Raw genomic sequence first — 17,692 nt, forward strand, 5'->3', positions numbered from 1 at the left:
AGAACCTCCCGATATAAATTCCTGAAGCACAGTGAGTATATATTAGTTTATGCCCCGTATCTTAAAGGGTGCTTGCATATGGTGTGAAAATGCCATATACTAGTTACCGGCAATAGATGAATTCGTAAGATGAGGAGGCAGACAGCATGCATACAGATAATGTGCAAAAAGGGAAAAAGATCGTAATCATCGGAGCGGGACATGTGGGCTCCCACTGCGCGCTCAGCCTGGTATATACAGGGGAGGCGGATGAGATTGTTCTTATTGATATAGACAGGGCCAAGGCAGAGGGCCAGGCCAAGGATATCAGCGACGCGGCCGCTGGGCTTGGAAATGCGGTAAAGGTCTATGCGGGAGACTATGCGGACGCGGCAGACGCGGATGTCATGATTATGGCCGCCGGGCGCAGCCGCCGTCCGGGAGAGACAAGACTGGACATGCTGGACGACTCTGTCCGCATGATACAGGATATCATCCCAGGTATTAAGAAGAGCGGCTTTCACGGATTTTTTATCAGCATCTCCAACCCGGCGGATGTGATCTGCGAATATATAAGAAGGGCTGTTGGATTTGACAGGACCAGGGCCTTCTCCACAGGGACCAGTCTGGATACATTCCGACTCTATAAATATATTTCCCAGGCCACAGGCTACAGCACCCAGTCCATCCAGGGCTTCTGCATGGGCGAGCACGGGGACTCCCATGTGCCTGTGTACTCAAGGGTGACGCTGAACGGGAAATCCTTTTTCGAGCTGAGAGAGGAGAGGCCGGACACCATCGGGAAGATCGATCTGGAGCAGATGGAAAAGGATATCAAATGGGAGGGCTTTGCTGAGGTGGAAGGTAAGGGCTGCACAGAGTTTGGCATAGCGGCCGTGGCCTCCAAGTTGGTGAAAGCCATTTTCCATGACCAGAAGCTGATCTGGCCGGTTTCCGTGGCCCTGGAAGGGGAGTACGGCGAGGAAAATGTGGCGGCAGGCGTCCCCTGCGTGATCGGAAAGAACGGCGTGGAGGAGATAGTGAAAGTGGAGCTTACAGCGGATGAGGCGGAAAGATTTCACCAGTCCTGTGGTGTGATCCGCTCCTTCCTGGACAGAGCTGCGGAAGTGAGGTAGCGGGATGGCTGTCAATTATCAGAGAGAGCTGGACCAGCTCCTTGGAAGGCTCCAGGAGGAGAAGCGGGTGCCTGCCCTTCTTCTCCACAGCTGCTGCGCTCCCTGCAGCAGCTATGTGCTGGAGTATCTGAGCAGATATTTTGAGATCACTGTGTTCTACTACAATCCCAATATTTTCCCTGAGAGTGAGTATACGAAGCGGATACTGGAACAGCAGACGCTGATCAGCGAGATGGAGACAGAGCATCCGGTGGCCTTCCTGGCGGGATGCTACGATAAAGAAAAGTTTTACGAGATGGCCAGAGGACTGGAGCATGTAAAAGAGGGTGGCGAACGGTGCATGCGGTGCTATGAGCTGCGGCTTCGGGAGTCGGCCCGGATGGCCAGGGAGGGAGGCTTTGACTATTTCACCACCACCCTCAGTATCAGCCCCATGAAAAACGCGGCAAAGCTGAATGAGATCGGAGAGCGTCTGGGGGAGGAGTACGGAGTGAAATATCTCCTCTCGGACTTCAAGAAAAAGAACGGATACAAGCGCTCTACAGAGCTCTCGAAGGAATACGGACTGTACAGACAGGATTACTGCGGGTGCGAATTTTCCCTAAGAGAGGCCCAAAAACGCAGAAACCAACAGATTTAGTTGTGTTTTTCGGTAGAAGTATGCTAAACTATAGCGTATATATAACATTTTATAAATATTTATACAAATTTATACGAAAGAAAGGGGATCAAAAATGGCACAGTTATGGGGCGGACGCTTCACTAAGGAGACGGATCAGCTCGTATATAATTTCAATGCCTCTATTTCCTTTGACAAAAGGCTGTATGCCCAGGATATAAGAGGAAGCATTGCTCATGTAATGATGCTTGCAAAGCAGGGAATACTGACAGACGCGGACAAGGAGAAGATCGTGGAAGGTCTGGAGGGTATCCTGGATGACATAGAGAAGGGAAGACTGGAAATCTCGGATAAATATGAGGACATTCACAGCTTTGTGGAGGCGGTGCTCACAGAGAGGATCGGAGAGCCGGGAAAGAAGCTGCACACTGGCAGGAGCAGGAATGACCAGGTGGCGCTGGACATGAAGCTCTACACGAGAGATGAGGTGCACCTCATCGACAATCTTTTAAAGGAGCTGCTGTTTGCCATCTTGAATATCATGGAGGAGCACACGGAGACTATCATGCCCGGATTTACCCATCTGCAGAAGGCACAGCCCATCACTCTGGCCCATCACATGGGGGCTTACTTTGAGATGTTCAAAAGGGACCATGAGAGAATGCATGACATTTACCGCAGGATGAACACCTGCCCTCTGGGATCAGGCGCCCTGGCCGGGACAACCTATCCCCTGGACCGGGATTACACGGCAAAGCTCCTTGGATTTGACGGCCCCACGCTGAACAGCATGGACGGCGTGTCAGACCGGGATTACCTTATTGAGCTGCTGGCAGCCCTGGCTACGGTGATGATGCACCTGAGCCGTTTCTCTGAGGAGATCATCATCTGGAACTCCAATGAATATCAGTTTGTGGAGCTGGACGACGCCTACAGTACGGGCAGCAGTATTATGCCCCAGAAGAAAAATCCGGACATTGCGGAGCTTGTCCGGGGCAAGACAGGGCGGGTATACGGCGCTCTCATGTCCCTTCTTACGTCCATGAAGGGAATTCCGCTGGCGTACAACAAAGATATGCAGGAGGACAAGGAGCCGGCCTTCGACGCCATCGACACAGCAAAGGGGTGTATCTCTCTTTTCACAGGCATGCTTCGGACCATCCGGTTCAACAAGGACCGTATGGAGGCCAGCGCACGGCACGGATTTACTAATGCCACAGACGCGGCAGACTATCTGGTGGGCAAGGGAGTGCCCTTCCGGGATGCCCACGGTATTGTGGGACAGCTGGTGCTCTACTGTATCGACAAGGGCATTGCCCTGGACGACATGACGCTGGAGGAGTACAGGGAGATCTCACCTGTGTTCCAGGAGGACATCTACGACGCCATCAGCATTGACACCTGTGTCAACAAGCGGGTGACTACTGGAGCCCCAGGTAAGAAGGCTATGGAAGAAGTGATCGGCATATATAAGAAATATATGCGGGAGTACTCATAATCATAAAAGGAAAAAGGAGAACAGAAAAATGGAGAAAAAACTGAGAGTTGGTATTTTAGGTGCGACAGGCATGGTGGGACAGCGTTTTATCGCTCTTCTGGAGAACCATCCCTGGTTTGAGGTAGTGACAGTGGCGGCAAGCCCCAGGTCAGCGGGCAAGACCTACGAGGAGGCGGTGGGAGGCCGCTGGAAGATGGATACTCCCATGCCGGAGGCAGTGAAAAAGCTGGTAGTCCTCAACGTAAACGAGGTGGAGAAGGTGGCCTCCACAGTGGATTTCGTGTTCAGCGCAGTGGACATGACAAAGGAGGAGATCAAGGCCATCGAGGAGGCCTACGCAAAGACAGAGACCCCGGTTGTCTCCAACAACAGCGCCCACCGCTGGACGCCGGACGTGCCCATGGTCGTGCCGGAGATCAATGCGGAGCATTTTGAGGTCATCAAAGATCAGAAAAAGCGTCTTGGAACGCAGAGAGGCTTCATCGCTGTGAAGCCGAACTGCTCCATCCAGAGCTATGCCCCCTGCCTGGCTGCCTGGAAGGAATTCGGACCCAAGGAGCTGGTGGTGACTACATACCAGGCTATCTCCGGAGCTGGAAAGACCTTTAAGGACTGGCCGGAGATGGAGGGCAATATCATCCCCTACATCGGCGGCGAGGAGGAGAAGAGCGAGAAGGAGCCCCTGCGTGTTCTCGGCAAGGTGGAGAACGGCCAGATCGTTATGGCAGATTCCCCGAAGATCACCTGCCAGTGTGTGCGCGTGCCGGTTCTCAACGGCCACACAGCGGCTGTGTTCATCAATTTTGAGAAAAAGCCCTCCAAGGAGGAGCTGATCGAGAAGCTGGTGACATTTAAGGGATTCCCACAGGAGGCGGAGCTTCCCAGCGCGCCGAAGCAGTTTATCCAGTATCTGGAGGAGGACAACCGTCCCCAGGTAACTCTGGATGTAAACTACGAGAATGGTATGGGTGTCTCCATTGGCCGTCTGAGAGAGGACAGCATCTACGATTACAAATTCATCGGCCTGTCTCACAACACAGTCCGGGGAGCGGCAGGAGGAGCTGTGCTCTGCGCCGAGGCCCTGACGGCTAAGGGATATATCCAGGCAAAATAAAAGAGGATAAAAGTAGAAGAGAATAGAAAAAACAAAAAATGCCCTCCTGCGGCAGGTATGAGCCATACCGCGGGGAGGGCATTTTGTCTGGGGGATGTGGTCAATGAATTTGTCTGCTTCCTGGATGTTCTCTATTCCAGTATCCTTCCGTCCGTGGAGATGGTGACCACCTGCCAGGGAATGAATTTCCCGCTGGCCTTCAGCGCTTCTGTCGCCGCGTGCTCAATGCCTCCGCAGCAGGGCACCTCCATGCGGACAATGGTCAGATCCCGGATATCGTTTTTGGAGATGATCTCGGTCAGCTTCTCCGTGTAGTCCACTCCGTCCAGCTTGGGACAGCCGATCAGGGTGATCCTGCCACGGATAAAATCCTGATGGAAGCCGGCGTAGGCGTAGGCAGTGCAGTCGGCGGCGATGAGAAGCCGTGCGCCGTTGAAATAGGGGGCGCTGACAGGAGCCAGCTTGATCTGCACCGGCCACTGGCGAAGCTGAGAGGGCTGAGACGCGGCACCTGGCTGAGCATTCGCTGTGCCAGAGGGGATGGGAGCGCTCTCTTTGGGGTGCAGCCTGCGGGACATGCTGCCCGGACAGCCAGCCCCGGGACTGCCGTGAGGCCCGCTGTGCGCTGGATCCGGATTTTCACCCCGCTTTGCGAGATGCTTTTTCACAGCAGCCTCATCATAGGCCGCCGCCTCACGCTCAGTGAAGGAGATGGCACCTGTGGGGCAGGCCGGCAGGCAGTCTCCGAGGCCGTCGCAGTAGTCGTCCCTCATGAGCCGCGCTTTTCCGTCTACCATCTCAATGGCCCCCTCGTGGCAGGCCCTGGCACAGAGTCCGCAGCCGTTGCATTTTTCTTCATCAATGTGTATGATTCTTCGTATCATGTATAATCCTCCTTGCATGTGTGGTCTGTACTCTTGCTTTACACAAGCAGTATAGTATAATGGAATAAAATAGTCAGTTGCAAATGCAACAGAAATGAGGAGAAATGGAAAAATATATAGGTATGCTGGAAAATCTGCCTTTTTTTGCCGGTATCTGTCCAAAGGAGATGGGAGTGCTACTCCAGTCTCTGGCCGCGGTGGAGGAGCGCTTTGAAAAAGGGCAGGTTCTTTACCGCCAGGGGGATCGACTGAAGCGCATGGGGATTGTGCTGGAGGGCAGTCTTTCCCTGGAGAGAGAGGATTTTTGGGGCAACAGGAGCATCCTGGCCGTGGTGGAAGCCGGGGAGGTATTCGGGGAGGTCTACGCCTGCCGGAAGGACCGGACCCTCAATATCAATGTGACGGCCCAGACAAAGACAAAGGTGCTTCTCCTGGATCTGGAGCCGGTGCTGGAAGGAAGACCGGAAGGAAGAAGACTGAACGGGAAAGCCAGGGGGGATGAGGCGATGAGAGGGATCTACGCAAGGCTGGCAGTCAATCTGGTCCATATTCTGGCGGAGAAGACCTGGTTTATGTCCCACAAGACAGAGTATCTGTCCGGGAGAGGGATCCGGGAGAAGGTGGAGGCCTATCTCTCAGCCCAGGCCCGTCGGGCAGGGGGCAGCCAGTTCGACATTCCATTTAACAGGCAGGAGCTGGCCGATTTTCTCTCTGTTGACAGAAGCGCGCTGTCCAGGGAGCTGGGGAAAATGAAGCGGGAGGGGATACTGGATTACAGAAAAAATCATTTCCGGCTCCTGGCTGCGGGGTGTGAGGCGGACAGGACCGGGGACTGACAGGACGAACCGGGTGGGCCGGGCAGCGAAAAAGAATACTGGATATATTTCCGTTTTACATGTATAATCTTTATAAAAAGAGATCCGGTGACCGGAAAGGAGAAGCGGGGAAAAGATGAAGAAGGATATTTTAAAATATACCCAGAACAGGGAGCTGTCCTGGCTGAAGTTCAATCAGCGGGTGCTGGAGGAGGCACAGGATCCGTCTGTCCCGCTGCTGGAGAGAATGAAGTTCGTGGCCATCTTTACCAGCAATCTGGACGAGTTTTTCATGATCCGGGTGGGAAGCCTGTTCGATATGGCTGCCACGGATCCGAGGACAGTGGATGCCAGATCCGGCATGACGCCGGCACAGCAGCTGGATAAGATCTACGAGGCGGTGGCCCCTCTCTACAAGGAGCGGGATAAGACCTATGCGGAGATCAAAAAGCAGCTCCATCCTTACGGTGTGTGCGGGCTGGACTACAAGGAGCTGGAGCAGAGTGAGAAGAAATATGTAAAAAAATATTTTAAGGAGCAGGTGCTCCCCATCCTCTCGCCCCAGATCGTGGATGCGGGCCATCCTTTCCCCCATCTTCTCAACAAGGAGCTCTACGTGACGGCCATGCTGAAGAAGGACGGCCGCGGCATGATGGGGATTGTGCCGGTGCCAAACTTTGTGTCTGACATCCTCTATCTGCCGGGACATGACATCCGCTATATCCGGATGGAGAAGGTCATCATGGAGCACCTGGAGCTGGTGTTTGGCCGCTATGAAGTGTCCGAGAGAAACTATATCTGCGTCACAAGAAACGCGGATATCGCGCCGGATGACGAGTCCCTGGAGGTCACGGACGACCTTCGCTATCTGATGAGGCAGACTCTCCACAAGCGCCGCCGTATGGCTGTAGTCCGTCTGGAGATTGCGGAAAAGCTGCAGCCTGATATGGAAAAATATTTCTGCGAGAAATTCAATATCACTAAAAAACAGATTTTTCGCACAAAGATGCCCATGAAGCTGGACTACATGTTTGCCATCAGCGGCAATCTGCCGGACTCCATGAAGCGATCCCTGATCTATCCTCCCTTCTCCCCGCAGCCGGGGCGGCAGGTGGAGGAGGGGAGCATGATGCGGCAGATCCGAAAGCATGATATCCTGCTTTTTTACCCCTATGAGAGTATGGAGCCCTTCCTGCAGCTCATCAAGGAGGCGGCCTACGACCCCTCTGTCATGACTGTCAAGATCACCATTTACCGGCTCGCGAAGAAGGCGAGACTGGTGGAGTACCTGTGTGCCGCCGCTGAGAACGGCAAGGAGGTAACTGTGCTCATTGAGCTGCGGGCCCGGTTTGACGAGCAGAACAACATCGACTGGTCCGAGCGTCTGGAGGAGGCGGGGTGCCGTGTTCTCTACGGCTTTGAAGGCTACAAGGTACACTCCAAGATCTGCCTGATCACCTACCGGCACAGAAATGAGATCCAGTATATCACCCAGATCGGAACGGGAAATTACAATGAAAAGACGGCCGCCATGTACACGGACCTGTCACTGATGACAGCCAACCGTGAGATCGGAGAGGACGCGGCCCTCTTCTTCCAGAATATGTCCATTGGCAATCTGGATGGCATGTACCGGCATCTGATCGTGTCCCCCACCTCTCTCAAGCCAAAGGTTCTGCAGCTCATGGACGGGGAGATCAGGAAAGGCGCCAGGGGGCGCATCATCATGAAGATGAACTCCCTGACAGATGTAGATTTTATCGCCAAGGTAGCCGAGGCGTCCCAGGCCGGAGTGAGGATCGATCTTATCGTCCGGGGAATCTGCTGCATCCTTGCGGGAGTTCCAGGCTACACAGACAATCTGACGGTGACAAGCATTGTGGGAAGATATCTGGAGCATCCCAGGATCTTCTGCTTTGGAACAGGGGCGGATCAGAAGATATACATAGGCTCCGCCGACATGATGACCCGCAACACGGAGAAGAGGGTGGAGGTGGCCTGCCCCGTGCTGGACGATACGGTGCGGCGCCAGATCAGCTACTATGTGGATGTGATGCTGGAGGACAATGTGAAGGCCCGGGTGCTGCAGAGCGACGGAACCTACAAGAAAAAAGCCATCACAGAGCATGCGGTGAACTCTCAGGAGCGCTTTATGAAGGAGGCTGTGCACGCTGCCAGGAGCGCCGGCACTCCCCGGAAAAGGAGAGGGCTGCGGGAGAGGTTTGCCGGACTTTTTAAGAAACAGGACAGGAGATAAGACAGCATTTATGGGAAAATCATTATATATTGCGGAAAAACCGAGTGTTGCCCAGGAGTTTGCCAGGGCGCTTCACCTCCGCACCGGAAGGCATGACGGTTATCTGGAGTCAGATGACGCGGTAGTGACCTGGTGTGTGGGGCATCTGGTGACTATGAGCTATCCGGAGGCCTATGATGAAAAATATAAGCGGTGGAGTCTGGCGACTCTGCCGTTTTTACCGGAGGAGTTCAAGTACGAGGTCATTCCCGGGGTGGCAAAGCAGTACCGCATCGTTTCCTCCCTTCTGAACCGGGAGGACGTGGATACCATTTACGTGTGCACCGACTCCGGACGTGAGGGAGAGTACATCTACCGACTTGTGGAGCAGATGGCCGGCGTGAAGGGGAAAAAGCGCCGCAGAGTGTGGATCGACTCCCAGACCGAGGAGGAGATCCTGCGGGGGATCCGGGAGGCGAAGGATCTGTCCGCTTACGACAACCTTTCCTCCTCCGCCTACCTGCGGGCCAAGGAGGACTACCTGATGGGGATCAATTTTTCCCGGCTCCTTACACTAAAGTATGGAAACAGTATTTCCAATTATCTAAAGACAAAATATACTGTCATATCCGTCGGGCGGGTCATGACCTGCGTCCAGGGCATGGTGGTGCGCCGGGAGCGGGAGATCCGGGAGTTTGTGGAGACCCCCTTCTACCGGGTGGTCAGCACGATCCAGGCAGACAGCTTTGGGGAGAAGGACGCTCCGACGGACAAGGAGAAGAGCGGGGCGGCCTCTTTTGAGGGAGAGTGGCGCGCAGCGGAGGGATCCCGGTATTTCGCCTCCCCCTGTCTCTACAAGGAGAACGGCTTTAAAGAGAAGGAGAAGGCACAGGAGCTGATCGACTATCTTGGCAGCGAGGGTGGCGGACAGAGCTGCAAAATCCTGTCCATTGAGAAGAAAAAGGAGAAAAAGAACCCGCCCCTCCTCTACAATCTGGCGGAGCTGCAGAACGAGTGCTCCAAAAGGTTCAAGATCAGCCCGGACGAGACGCTTCGTATCGTCCAGGAGCTGTACGAGAAGAAGCTGGTCACCTACCCCAGGACAGACGCCAGGGTGCTCTCTACAGCCGTGGCAAAGGAGATCAGCAAAAATCTCAACGGGCTGATGAAATACGGTCCGGCGGTGCCCTTTTTAAATGAGATTGCGGCCATGGGATCCCACAAGGGGCTGGCAAAGACAAGGTATGTCAATGACAAGCAGATCACGGATCACTACGCCATCATTCCCACCGGGCAGGGGCTCTCGGCGCTGAATGGTGTGGCGCATACAGCGAAATCGGTGTATGATATAATTGTGCGCAGATTTTTAAGCATTTTCTATCCCGCGGCTGTGTACCAGAAGGTGTCCATTGTCACAGGCATGAAGGAGGAGCAGTTTTTTTCCAGCTTCCGTGTGCTGGCCGAGGAGGGCTACCTGAAGGTGACGGGAATTCCAGGGCAGAAAGCGGGACAGACAAAGGGAAAGCAGGAGGAGACAGACGGTGAGGCGCCAGCCGGCGCTGACTCCGGGAAGGAGGATCCGGCCGCTCTCTTTGAGGTGGTGAAGAACCTGAAAAAGGGCATGACACTCCAGGTCTCATCACTGGATATCAAGGAGGGGAAGACCTCCCCGCCCAAGAGGTACAATTCCGGATCCCTTATCCTGGCCATGGAAAACGCCGGACAGCTCATCGAGGACGAGGAGCTGCGGGAGCAGATCAAGAGCTGCGGCATCGGCACCAGCGCCACCAGGGGCGAGATACTGAAAAAGCTGTTTAACAATAAGTACCTGGCCCTGAACAAGAAGACCCAGATCGTGACGCCTACCCTCCAGGGGGAGATGATCTACGATGTGGTGGACCACTCCATCCGCTCCCTTCTCAACCCTGAGCTGACGGCCAGCTGGGAAAAGGGGCTGAACTATGTGGCGGAGGGCGAGATCACGTCAGATGAGTACATGGAGAAGCTGGAGCATTTTATCCGCACAAGGACAGACGGAGTCCTGGGGCTGGGCAACCAATATCAGCTGAGGAGCTGCTACGACAAGGCAGCCGCATATTATAAAACAAAAAATAAAAAGCCGGAAGGCGGAAATGGAGCGAAGAAGAAATGAAAGAACTGACCATCAAAGAGCTTTACACACTGGATGAGACAATCGCAAAGGATATTTTCGAGGGAGCTACCTACCCCTGGGAGGTGCTGCCAAGGATCAAGGACTTTATCCTGGAGCTTGGAAGGAGTCTGCCTGAGGACGAGTATGACAAGGTGGGCGAGGACGTGTGGATCGCAAAGTCTGCGGTGGTGTTTGAGTCTGCCTACATCCACGGGCCGGCCATCATCGGCAAGAACGCCGAGGTGCGCCACTGCGCCTTTATCCGCGGCAATGCCATCGTGGGCGAGGGGGCTGTTGTGGGGAATTCCACAGAGCTCAAGAATGTGATCCTTTTCAATAAGGTGCAGGTGCCCCACTACAATTATGTGGGAGACTCCATCCTCGGATACAAGGCCCACATGGGAGCTGGCTCCATCACCTCCAATGTAAAATCCGACAAGAAGCTGGTGGTGGTGAAGACCCCGGAGGGGAACATCGAGACTGGCCTCAAGAAATTTGGCGCCATGCTGGGCGATGAGGTGGAGGTCGGCTGCGGCACTGTCCTCAACCCGGGCAGCGTGGTGGGAAGCCACAGCAACATCTATCCCCTGTCCTCTGTGAGAGGCTTTGTCCCGGCGGGGAGCATTTACAAAAAGCAGGGAGAGGTTGTTAAGAAGCGGTAAATCAGAGTGAATAAAAGAGGTGGAGTAGTATGTTTTTGCTGATCACAGGCGGAAGCGCAAGCGGAAAGTCCTGGATCGCGCAGGAATTTGCGGGGAAAATGGATAAGGGGCAGTCCACCATCGTGCTGGACTGCGTGGCGGAGACTCTGACGGAAAAGATCAGGACATACCAGGGGGAGGTTCTTCCCCAGCAGCAGATCGTGGAGGAGATCCTCTCTGAGATACACGCGCTGGGAGAGCAGACGGACAATCTGATCGTTGTGACAAATCAGGTGTTTTCCGACGTGCCGGGGACAGATGAGCAGAGGAAATTTATGGAATGTCTCGGCCAGATCAACCTGACGCTGGCAAAGGAGGCGGATCTCTTTGTGGAGGTTGTCTACGGCATCCCTATCTGGAGAAAGCAGAATGATGAAAAGAAGGGGTGGTGGTAAGACGTGATCTTTATTACAGGAGGAAGCTGTCAGGGGAAGGTGGCCTTTGCGAAGGAACAGTTTCCGGAGCGGATCCTTATGCCTGCCTATCAGTTTTCTGTGGAGAAATACGTGAAGGAGGGAAAGGATCCTGTGGAACAGACGGAGGCCATGTTGCAAATGAACCCGGAAGTTGTTATTATTATGAGTGAAATGGGCTGCGGCATGGTGCCGGAGAAGGCGGAGGATCGGATCCTGCGAGAGCAGGTTGGCCGGGTCGGCTGCTATCTGGCGGACATGGCTGACAGAGTATACCGGGTGACAGCCGGCATCGGCGAGCGCATCAAATAGGAAGATACAGGCAGGGCTTTCGCCGTATCAAGGGAAGCCTGTGTACGAAAGAATGGTTTTATGGAGGTACAAGATGAGAGTTGCGATTATAACAGCAAATACGGCAGTTTACAGAGAAAAAGAGGAAGACACTGCAGGAAAAGTGATCAGAAAGCTGATTGAGCAGGCTGGACACACCATCGTGTTCCAGAAGGCTCTGCCCTGTGACAGGATGGTCCTCTCCACTGTCATGCAGAGAATGGCTGACGGACATCTGACAGACCTGATCCTTACGACAGGCGGGGCAGGCTGCAATGCCGGAGACTGCACGCCGGAGGCCACCATGGACGTGGTGGAGAGACCGGTCCTTGGCATACCCGAGGCCATGCGGGCGTACACCATGAAGCTGACAAAAAGATCCATGCTCAACAGGAGCGCCGCCGGCATCAGAGGGGACGTTCTTATTGTCAATCTTCCTGGAAAGGCGGGAGCAGTCAAGCAGTGCCTGGAATATCTTCTGCCGGAGATCACCCATGCGGTGGAAGTGATCCAGAAGGCGCCCAGGGAGTAGAGCGTATATGATGAAGATCACATACATCCAGCACAGCGGGTTCGCGGTGGAGCTGGCGGACAAGGTTCTGATTTTTGATTACTACAAGGGAGAGCTTCCCTCTTTTGAAAGTGACAGGGATGTGTACGTCTTCGTGAGCCACAGGCATTACGATCACTTTCAGAGATCCATTTTCCAGTGGGCGGAAGAGTTTCCCCGCATCACCTACATCCTGTCCGGTGATGTGAAGGAGGCAGTGCCGTCCTCCGCTCCAAAGGAGAAGATACATTTCGTGGGATCAGGAGAGAGGCTGCGGATTGGAGACGGAGAGGGCACATTTCTTGTGGAGACCCTGCGGTCTACAGATGAGGGCGTGGCCTTTGTGGTGGAGACTGAGGGACGGACTATCTATCACGCGGGGGATCTGAACTGGTGGCACTGGGAGGAGGAGACCGACAGGTACAACCAGCTTATGAAGAAGGCCTATCAGAAGGAGATCGGAAAGCTGGAGGGGCTGCACATTGACGCCGCCTTTGTCCCCCTGGACCCAAGGCTTGGGAAGGAGTATTACTGGGGACTGGACTGGTTTATGCGCCATACGGATACAGATATCGTGTTCCCTATGCACATGCAGGGACAGTACGGTCTGTACGAACGGCTGATGGAGGAGAAAACGTCAGTCGGCTACAGAGACAGAGTGGCCCACATCACAGGGGAGGGCCAGGTCTTTACATTTGACAAAATCTGACACGGGAGCTTAAAAATTTATGCAGGTAAGGATATACACAGACGGGGCGGCAAGGGGCAATCCGGACGGACCGGGAGGCTATGGGGCCGTCCTTGAATATGTGGACACAAAGGGGCAGCTCCACACGAGGGAGCTGTCCCAGGGATACAAGAAGACCACCAACAACCGGATGGAGCTGATGGCGGTGATCGCCGCGCTGGAGGCGCTGAACAGGCCCTGCAGTGTGGAGCTCTACTCAGACTCCAAGTATGTGGTGGATGCCTTTAATCAGAACTGGATCGGCGGCTGGCTGAAAAAGGGCTGGAAGAGGGGCAAGAATGAGCCGGTGAAGAATGTGGACCTCTGGCAGCGGCTTTTGAAGGCAAAAGAGCCTCACCAGGTCCGGTTCATCTGGGTGAAGGGCCACGACGGCCATCCCCAGAACGAGAGGTGCGATACCCTGGCCACTACAGCGGCGGACGGGAAGGACCTGATCGAGGATACGGGGCTTGCCAGAAATTCATAATTGTGATAAAATCGAAATTCGTGAGACCAGGTATAACAGGTGATCGCGGCTGCATATGCCGAAAGGCAGCAGGTGAGGAAAGTCCGGGCTTCACAGGGCAGGATGCCGGATAACGTCCGGTGGAGGCAACTCCAAGGCCAGTGCAACAGAAATGTACCGCCGGGATCTTCCCGGTAAGGGTGGAAGGGCAGTGTAAGAGACTACCGCCCTCCTGGTAACAGGAGGGGCACATGTAAACCCCATCCGAAGCAAGACCGGAACGAGACAATGCGGCGGCCCGCCGCGTCTCAGGTTGGTCGCTTGAGCCTGCCGGCGACGGCAGGCCTAGATAGATGATCACCCAACGACATAACCCGGCTTATCGTTATGCCTGGTTTTACACAATTACGACAATTGTTAATTCCAGACGTAACACTTTTAAAAAGTATTACGTCTGGAATTCATATAACTGGTGTATAAATGTGTACGACTATGAGAAAAAAGACTGCGTTTGCAGTCTTTTTTTGTTGATAACACACAATATATTATGATACAAATTTCACAAAAATCGGGGGCGGATTATAGTAAAGATGACGATTGACAAAATTATAACGATGAGATATAGTTATAACAACGATTAGACTAAAGTTCAAACGATGGTTTATACAGCAGAAACATGTACAGGAGAGTGCGATGAAAAATATAACAAACATACAGAAGTTTTCCATCCACGACGGCGACGGGATACGGACGACAGTTTTTTTCAAGGGGTGTCCGCTGAAATGCGAGTGGTGCCATAACCCGGAGACCCAGAGATTTGAAAAGGAAATGCAGGTAGACAGGGAAAAATGCACAGGGTGCGGCACCTGTCAGGCCGTCTGTCCGGCAGGTGCGGTACATATGGAGGAAGGGCAGCCTGTCCTGGAAGCGGAAGCCTGTACACTCTGCGGGAAATGTGTGAATTTCTGCCCGGCAGGGATCCGGGAGATCGTGGGGCAGGAGTATTCAGTCAAAGATCTGGTAGGAGAGCTGATGAAGGATCAGATGTTTTACGAGGAGTCCGGCGGCGGGGTGACCTTTTCCGGCGGAGAGGTCATGGCCATGGATATGGACTTTATCCTTGCGGCGGCAAAAGAGCTGAAGAAGCAGGATGTGTCCCTCACCATAGATACCTGCGGCTATGTGCCCTACGAGAGATTTCAGGAAATCCTCCCCTATGTGGACACCTTCCTCTACGATGTGAAGGTGATGGATCCGGAGCTCCATAAAAAATATATCGGAACTGACAACAGGCTGATTCTTGACAACCTGGTCCGCCTTGCGCGGGACGGGGCGAGGATTTACATACGAATTCCCACGGTGAAGGAGGTCAATGGGAACGAGCGGAATATGAAGGAGACCATTGCGTTTCTCCAGGAACACGATATCCATCCGGCACAGATCAATCTGCTGCCCTACCACGATACGGGAAGCGGAAAGTACAGAAAGCTGGATATGGAATATAAAGGCACAGATCTGCACGCGCCAGACAGAGAAGAGATGGAAGCGCTGGCAGCGCTCTTTGCAGACGCAGGTTTTAAAAACACCAAAATAGGAGGGTAAAAGGATGGCAAAATTGCGTGGCATGAACGAAAGGATCCAGAAGCTCAGGGAGATCAGCGTGAACACACCGGTTCACATCGATCTTGAGAGGGCGAAGATCGAGACAGATTTCTACAAGGAAAATGACGGGAAATATTCCATTCCGGTTATGCGAGCCATGACGCTGAAGGAGTATTTCTCCAAAAAGACGCTGTACCTTGGAGACGGGGAGCTGATCGTCGGGGAAAAGGGAAAGGATCCCCAGGCATCCCCCACATTTCCGGAGCTGTGCTGCCACAGCGAGGAGGATATGATCGTCATGAGCGAGAGGGAGCTCGTGTCCTTCAAGACGACAGAGGAGGACCGCAAGCTCCAGCGAGAGGAGATCATCCCCTACTGGACAGGGCGCAGCATGAGAGAAAAGCTCCTCTCCAGGATGACCCCGGAGTGGCATGACTGCTACGAGGCTGGCATGTTCACGGAATTTATGGAGCAGAGAGGCCCGGGACATACCTGCGGCGGAGAGCAGGTGTTCACCACCGGCTATATGGAGTACAAAGAGAAGATTAAAAAGACCATGGATGCCCTGGACTACATGAACGATCCGGACGCTGTCGACAAATGTGAGGAGCTCAAGGCCATGGACATTGCCTGCGACGCTGTCATCATCCTGGGTGAGCGCTACCACAGCCTGGCTCTTGAGATGGCGCAGAAGGAGGAGGATGAGACCAGGAAGGCTGAGCTGCTCCAGATCGCTGCCAACCTGGAGGTAGTTCCTGCCCACAGGCCCCAGACCTACTGGCAGGCAATCCAGCTCTACTGGTTCACGCACCTCGCGGTCACAACAGAGCTGAATCCATGGGACGCTTTCAGCCCTGGAAGACTGGATCAGCACCTGTACCCGTACTATGAGAGGGACGTGGAGGCAGGCATCCTGGACGATGAGAAGGCCCTCGAGCTTCTGGAGTGCCTGTGGGTGAAATTCTACAACCAGCCGGCGCCTGTAAAGGTGGGTATCACGCTGAAGGAGAGCGCTACCTACACGGATTTTGCCAATATCAACACTGGCGGCGTGACGCCTGACGGCCGCAATGGAGTCAATAATGTCAGCTATCTGATCCTGGACTGCATGGACGAGATGAAGCTGGTGCAGCCCAACTCCAATGTGACTATCAGCAAGAAGACGCCCGCCAAATTCCTGAAGAGAGCCTGCGAGATTTCAAGGAAGGGCTGGGGACAGCCCGCCTTCTACAACACGGAGGCCCAGATTATGGAGCTTGTCAATGCCGGCAAGAAGCTGGAGGACGCCAGAAGGGGCGGCTCCTCGGGGTGCGTGGAGACAGGTGCCTGGGGAAGCGAAGCCTACATCCTGACCGGATACCTGAATATTCCCAAGGTGTTCCAGCTCACGCTGTTCAACGGCTTTGACCAGTACAGCGGAAAGCAGATCGGTCTGAAGCTGGGCTATGCCAGGGATTTCAAGACCTACGACGAGCTCTGGGATGCCTTCAAGAAGCAGCTGGAGTATATCGTGGACGTAAAGATACGAGGCAACAATGTGATTGAGGAGCTGTACGCCAAGGAGATGCCGGCCCCCTGTCTGTCTGTTGTGACAAACGACTGCATCTCCAACGCGAAGGACTACAATGCAGGCGGCGCCAGATACAACACAAACTACATCCAGGGCGTGGGAATCGGCACAGTCACCGACTGTATCGCAGCTGTAAAATACAATGTCTACGACAAGAAAAACTTTACCATGGAGGAGCTCATTGAGGCCATGGAGCACGACTATGAGGGCTATGACGCCATTTACCGCATGGTTCATGACAGGACTCCGAAATACGGCAATGATGACGACTACGCGGACAGCATCATGCAGGATGTGTTTGAGCTCTACAGGAGCACCATCACAGGCCGCCCGAACATGAAGGGCGGAAAGTACGGCGTAGATATGCTGCCCACAACCTGCCATGTGTACTTTGGGGATGTGATCCTGGCAACACCCAATGGCAGAAAGGCCCACAAGCCTGTATCAGAGGGCATTTCTCCGGAGAAATCCGCAGACACCAACGGCCCCACAGCTGTGATCAAATCCTGCTCCAAGATGGATCATCTGGCGACCGCGGGCACGCTTCTGAACCAGAAGTTTACGCCTGACGTGGTGGCCGGCGAGGAGGGCCTGAACAATATGGCCAGCCTGATCCGGTCCTACTTCGCCATGGACGGACATCACATCCAGTTTAACGTGGTGGACCGCCAGACCCTCATCAATGCCCAGAAGCATCCGGAGGACTATAAAGACCTGATCGTCCGGGTGGCGGGATACAGCGATTTCTTCCGCAATCTGGATAAGCCTCTGCAGGACGAGATCATCAACCGCACGGAGCAGTCCTTTAATTAAGAGTCGAATTGACATTGACCAAAATTTGATATTCTGCTATATTATCAAACTAAGGCAAGGAAGTCTGAAATAAATCAGACCAACTTG

16 protein-coding genes and 1 other RNA gene are annotated in these 17,692 nt (G+C 54.0%); 16 read left to right on the forward strand and 1 reads right to left on the reverse strand.

The genetic code is table 11. The features are described from left to right. Positions 1 to 146: 146 nt before the first annotated feature. The 4 genes from FGQ86_RS06935 (at position 147) to asd (ending at position 4,346) form a co-directional block, all read left to right on the forward strand. Positions 147 to 1,115, forward strand: a complete 969-nt coding sequence (locus FGQ86_RS06935; RefSeq protein WP_033125441.1) for an L-lactate dehydrogenase — start codon at positions 147 to 149, stop codon at positions 1,113 to 1,115. Positions 1,116 to 1,119: 4 nt separating this feature from the next. After that, the gene (locus FGQ86_RS06940; protein ID WP_033125442.1) at positions 1,120 to 1,755 is read left to right on the forward strand and encodes an epoxyqueuosine reductase QueH; all 636 of its coding nucleotides are present in this window, start codon (positions 1,120 to 1,122) and stop codon (positions 1,753 to 1,755) included. Positions 1,756 to 1,849: 94 nt separating this feature from the next. Then, complete coding sequence (gene argH / locus FGQ86_RS06945) at positions 1,850 to 3,232, forward strand: argininosuccinate lyase (protein ID WP_138303295.1); 1,383 nt, start codon at positions 1,850 to 1,852, stop codon at positions 3,230 to 3,232. Positions 3,233 to 3,260: 28 nt separating this feature from the next. Beyond that, positions 3,261 to 4,346: an aspartate-semialdehyde dehydrogenase gene (gene asd / locus FGQ86_RS06950; protein WP_138303296.1), complete on the forward strand. Its 1,086-nt coding sequence runs from the start codon at positions 3,261 to 3,263 to the stop codon at positions 4,344 to 4,346. A gap of 131 nt (positions 4,347 to 4,477) precedes the next feature. On the opposite strand, the gene FGQ86_RS06955 is transcribed toward asd, so the two are convergent. Then, positions 4,478 to 5,230, reverse strand: coding sequence for a 4Fe-4S binding protein (locus FGQ86_RS06955; RefSeq protein ID WP_138303297.1), 753 nt, complete (start codon positions 5,228 to 5,230; stop codon positions 4,478 to 4,480). 104 nt (positions 5,231 to 5,334) lie between these two features. On the opposite strand from FGQ86_RS06955, the gene FGQ86_RS06960 reads away from it, so the two are divergent. The 12 genes from FGQ86_RS06960 (at position 5,335) to hypD (ending at position 17,605) form a co-directional block, all read left to right on the forward strand. Beyond that, complete coding sequence (locus FGQ86_RS06960) at positions 5,335 to 6,066, forward strand: Crp/Fnr family transcriptional regulator (RefSeq protein WP_138303298.1); 732 nt, start codon at positions 5,335 to 5,337, stop codon at positions 6,064 to 6,066. A gap of 115 nt (positions 6,067 to 6,181) precedes the next feature. Beyond that, the gene (gene ppk1 / locus FGQ86_RS06965) at positions 6,182 to 8,302 is read left to right on the forward strand and encodes a polyphosphate kinase 1 (RefSeq protein ID WP_033125446.1); all 2,121 of its coding nucleotides are present in this window, start codon (positions 6,182 to 6,184) and stop codon (positions 8,300 to 8,302) included. Between the two features lie 10 nt (positions 8,303 to 8,312). Continuing rightward, positions 8,313 to 10,433, forward strand: a complete 2,121-nt coding sequence (locus FGQ86_RS06970) for a DNA topoisomerase (RefSeq protein WP_138303299.1) — start codon at positions 8,313 to 8,315, stop codon at positions 10,431 to 10,433. Next, on the forward strand, positions 10,430 to 11,095 hold the full coding sequence (locus FGQ86_RS06975; RefSeq protein ID WP_033125447.1) for a UDP-N-acetylglucosamine pyrophosphorylase: 666 nt from the start codon (positions 10,430 to 10,432) through the stop codon (positions 11,093 to 11,095). Before FGQ86_RS06970 ends, FGQ86_RS06975 begins: the two co-directional genes overlap by 4 nt. A gap of 29 nt (positions 11,096 to 11,124) precedes the next feature. Further along, positions 11,125 to 11,529, forward strand: coding sequence for a bifunctional adenosylcobinamide kinase/adenosylcobinamide-phosphate guanylyltransferase (locus FGQ86_RS06980; protein WP_033125448.1), 405 nt, complete (start codon positions 11,125 to 11,127; stop codon positions 11,527 to 11,529). Positions 11,530 to 11,532: 3 nt separating this feature from the next. Then, complete coding sequence (locus FGQ86_RS06985; RefSeq protein WP_052083991.1) at positions 11,533 to 11,859, forward strand: bifunctional adenosylcobinamide kinase/adenosylcobinamide-phosphate guanylyltransferase; 327 nt, start codon at positions 11,533 to 11,535, stop codon at positions 11,857 to 11,859. 73 nt (positions 11,860 to 11,932) lie between these two features. Then, complete coding sequence (locus FGQ86_RS06990) at positions 11,933 to 12,409, forward strand: MogA/MoaB family molybdenum cofactor biosynthesis protein (RefSeq protein WP_138303300.1); 477 nt, start codon at positions 11,933 to 11,935, stop codon at positions 12,407 to 12,409. A gap of 7 nt (positions 12,410 to 12,416) precedes the next feature. Continuing rightward, positions 12,417 to 13,136 carry an MBL fold metallo-hydrolase gene (locus FGQ86_RS06995; protein ID WP_138303301.1) on the forward strand — a complete coding sequence of 240 codons (720 nt, stop codon included), beginning with the start codon at positions 12,417 to 12,419 and terminating at the stop codon, positions 13,134 to 13,136. A gap of 19 nt (positions 13,137 to 13,155) precedes the next feature. Next, positions 13,156 to 13,641 (forward strand): ribonuclease HI, encoded by a 486-nt coding sequence (rnhA, locus tag FGQ86_RS07000; RefSeq protein ID WP_033125451.1) that lies wholly within the window; start codon positions 13,156 to 13,158, stop codon positions 13,639 to 13,641. A 27-nt stretch (positions 13,642 to 13,668) separates the two neighbouring features. Then, positions 13,669 to 14,018, forward strand: an RNA gene (gene rnpB / locus FGQ86_RS07005) — RNase P RNA component class A. A gap of 295 nt (positions 14,019 to 14,313) precedes the next feature. Then, positions 14,314 to 15,222 (forward strand): trans-4-hydroxy-L-proline dehydratase activase, encoded by a 909-nt coding sequence (locus tag FGQ86_RS07010; RefSeq protein WP_033125452.1) that lies wholly within the window; start codon positions 14,314 to 14,316, stop codon positions 15,220 to 15,222. 4 nt (positions 15,223 to 15,226) lie between these two features. After that, positions 15,227 to 17,605, forward strand: coding sequence for a trans-4-hydroxy-L-proline dehydratase (gene hypD / locus FGQ86_RS07015; RefSeq protein ID WP_033125453.1), 2,379 nt, complete (start codon positions 15,227 to 15,229; stop codon positions 17,603 to 17,605). Positions 17,606 to 17,692 lie beyond the last annotated feature (87 nt).

The organism is Clostridium sp. BSD2780061688st1 H5 (genome assembly GCF_005845155.1).
In the GTDB taxonomy this organism is placed as follows: Bacteria; Bacillota; Clostridia; order Lachnospirales; family Lachnospiraceae; genus Claveliimonas; species Claveliimonas intestinigallinarum.

Excerpts from the sequence above, each read along its gene's own strand:
- FGQ86_RS06935 (WP_033125441.1), top strand. The coding sequence starts at position 147 with ATGCATACAGATAATGTGCAAAAAGGGAAAAAGATCGTAATCATCGGA.
- FGQ86_RS06940 (WP_033125442.1), top strand. The coding sequence starts at position 1,120 with ATGGCTGTCAATTATCAGAGAGAGCTGGACCAGCTCCTTGGAAGGCTC.
- argH (WP_138303295.1), top strand. The coding sequence starts at position 1,850 with ATGGCACAGTTATGGGGCGGACGCTTCACTAAGGAGACGGATCAGCTC.
- asd (WP_138303296.1), top strand. The coding sequence starts at position 3,261 with ATGGAGAAAAAACTGAGAGTTGGTATTTTAGGTGCGACAGGCATGGTG.
- FGQ86_RS06955 (WP_138303297.1), bottom strand. The coding sequence starts at position 5,230 with ATGATACGAAGAATCATACACATTGATGAAGAAAAATGCAACGGCTGC.
- FGQ86_RS06960 (WP_138303298.1), top strand. The coding sequence starts at position 5,335 with ATGGAAAAATATATAGGTATGCTGGAAAATCTGCCTTTTTTTGCCGGT.
- ppk1 (WP_033125446.1), top strand. The coding sequence starts at position 6,182 with ATGAAGAAGGATATTTTAAAATATACCCAGAACAGGGAGCTGTCCTGG.
- FGQ86_RS06970 (WP_138303299.1), top strand. The coding sequence starts at position 8,313 with ATGGGAAAATCATTATATATTGCGGAAAAACCGAGTGTTGCCCAGGAG.
- FGQ86_RS06975 (WP_033125447.1), top strand. The coding sequence starts at position 10,430 with ATGAAAGAACTGACCATCAAAGAGCTTTACACACTGGATGAGACAATC.
- FGQ86_RS06980 (WP_033125448.1), top strand. The coding sequence starts at position 11,125 with ATGTTTTTGCTGATCACAGGCGGAAGCGCAAGCGGAAAGTCCTGGATC.
- FGQ86_RS06990 (WP_138303300.1), top strand. The coding sequence starts at position 11,933 with ATGAGAGTTGCGATTATAACAGCAAATACGGCAGTTTACAGAGAAAAA.
- FGQ86_RS06995 (WP_138303301.1), top strand. The coding sequence starts at position 12,417 with ATGATGAAGATCACATACATCCAGCACAGCGGGTTCGCGGTGGAGCTG.
- rnhA (WP_033125451.1), top strand. The coding sequence starts at position 13,156 with ATGCAGGTAAGGATATACACAGACGGGGCGGCAAGGGGCAATCCGGAC.
- FGQ86_RS07010 (WP_033125452.1), top strand. The coding sequence starts at position 14,314 with ATGAAAAATATAACAAACATACAGAAGTTTTCCATCCACGACGGCGAC.
- hypD (WP_033125453.1), top strand. The coding sequence starts at position 15,227 with ATGGCAAAATTGCGTGGCATGAACGAAAGGATCCAGAAGCTCAGGGAG.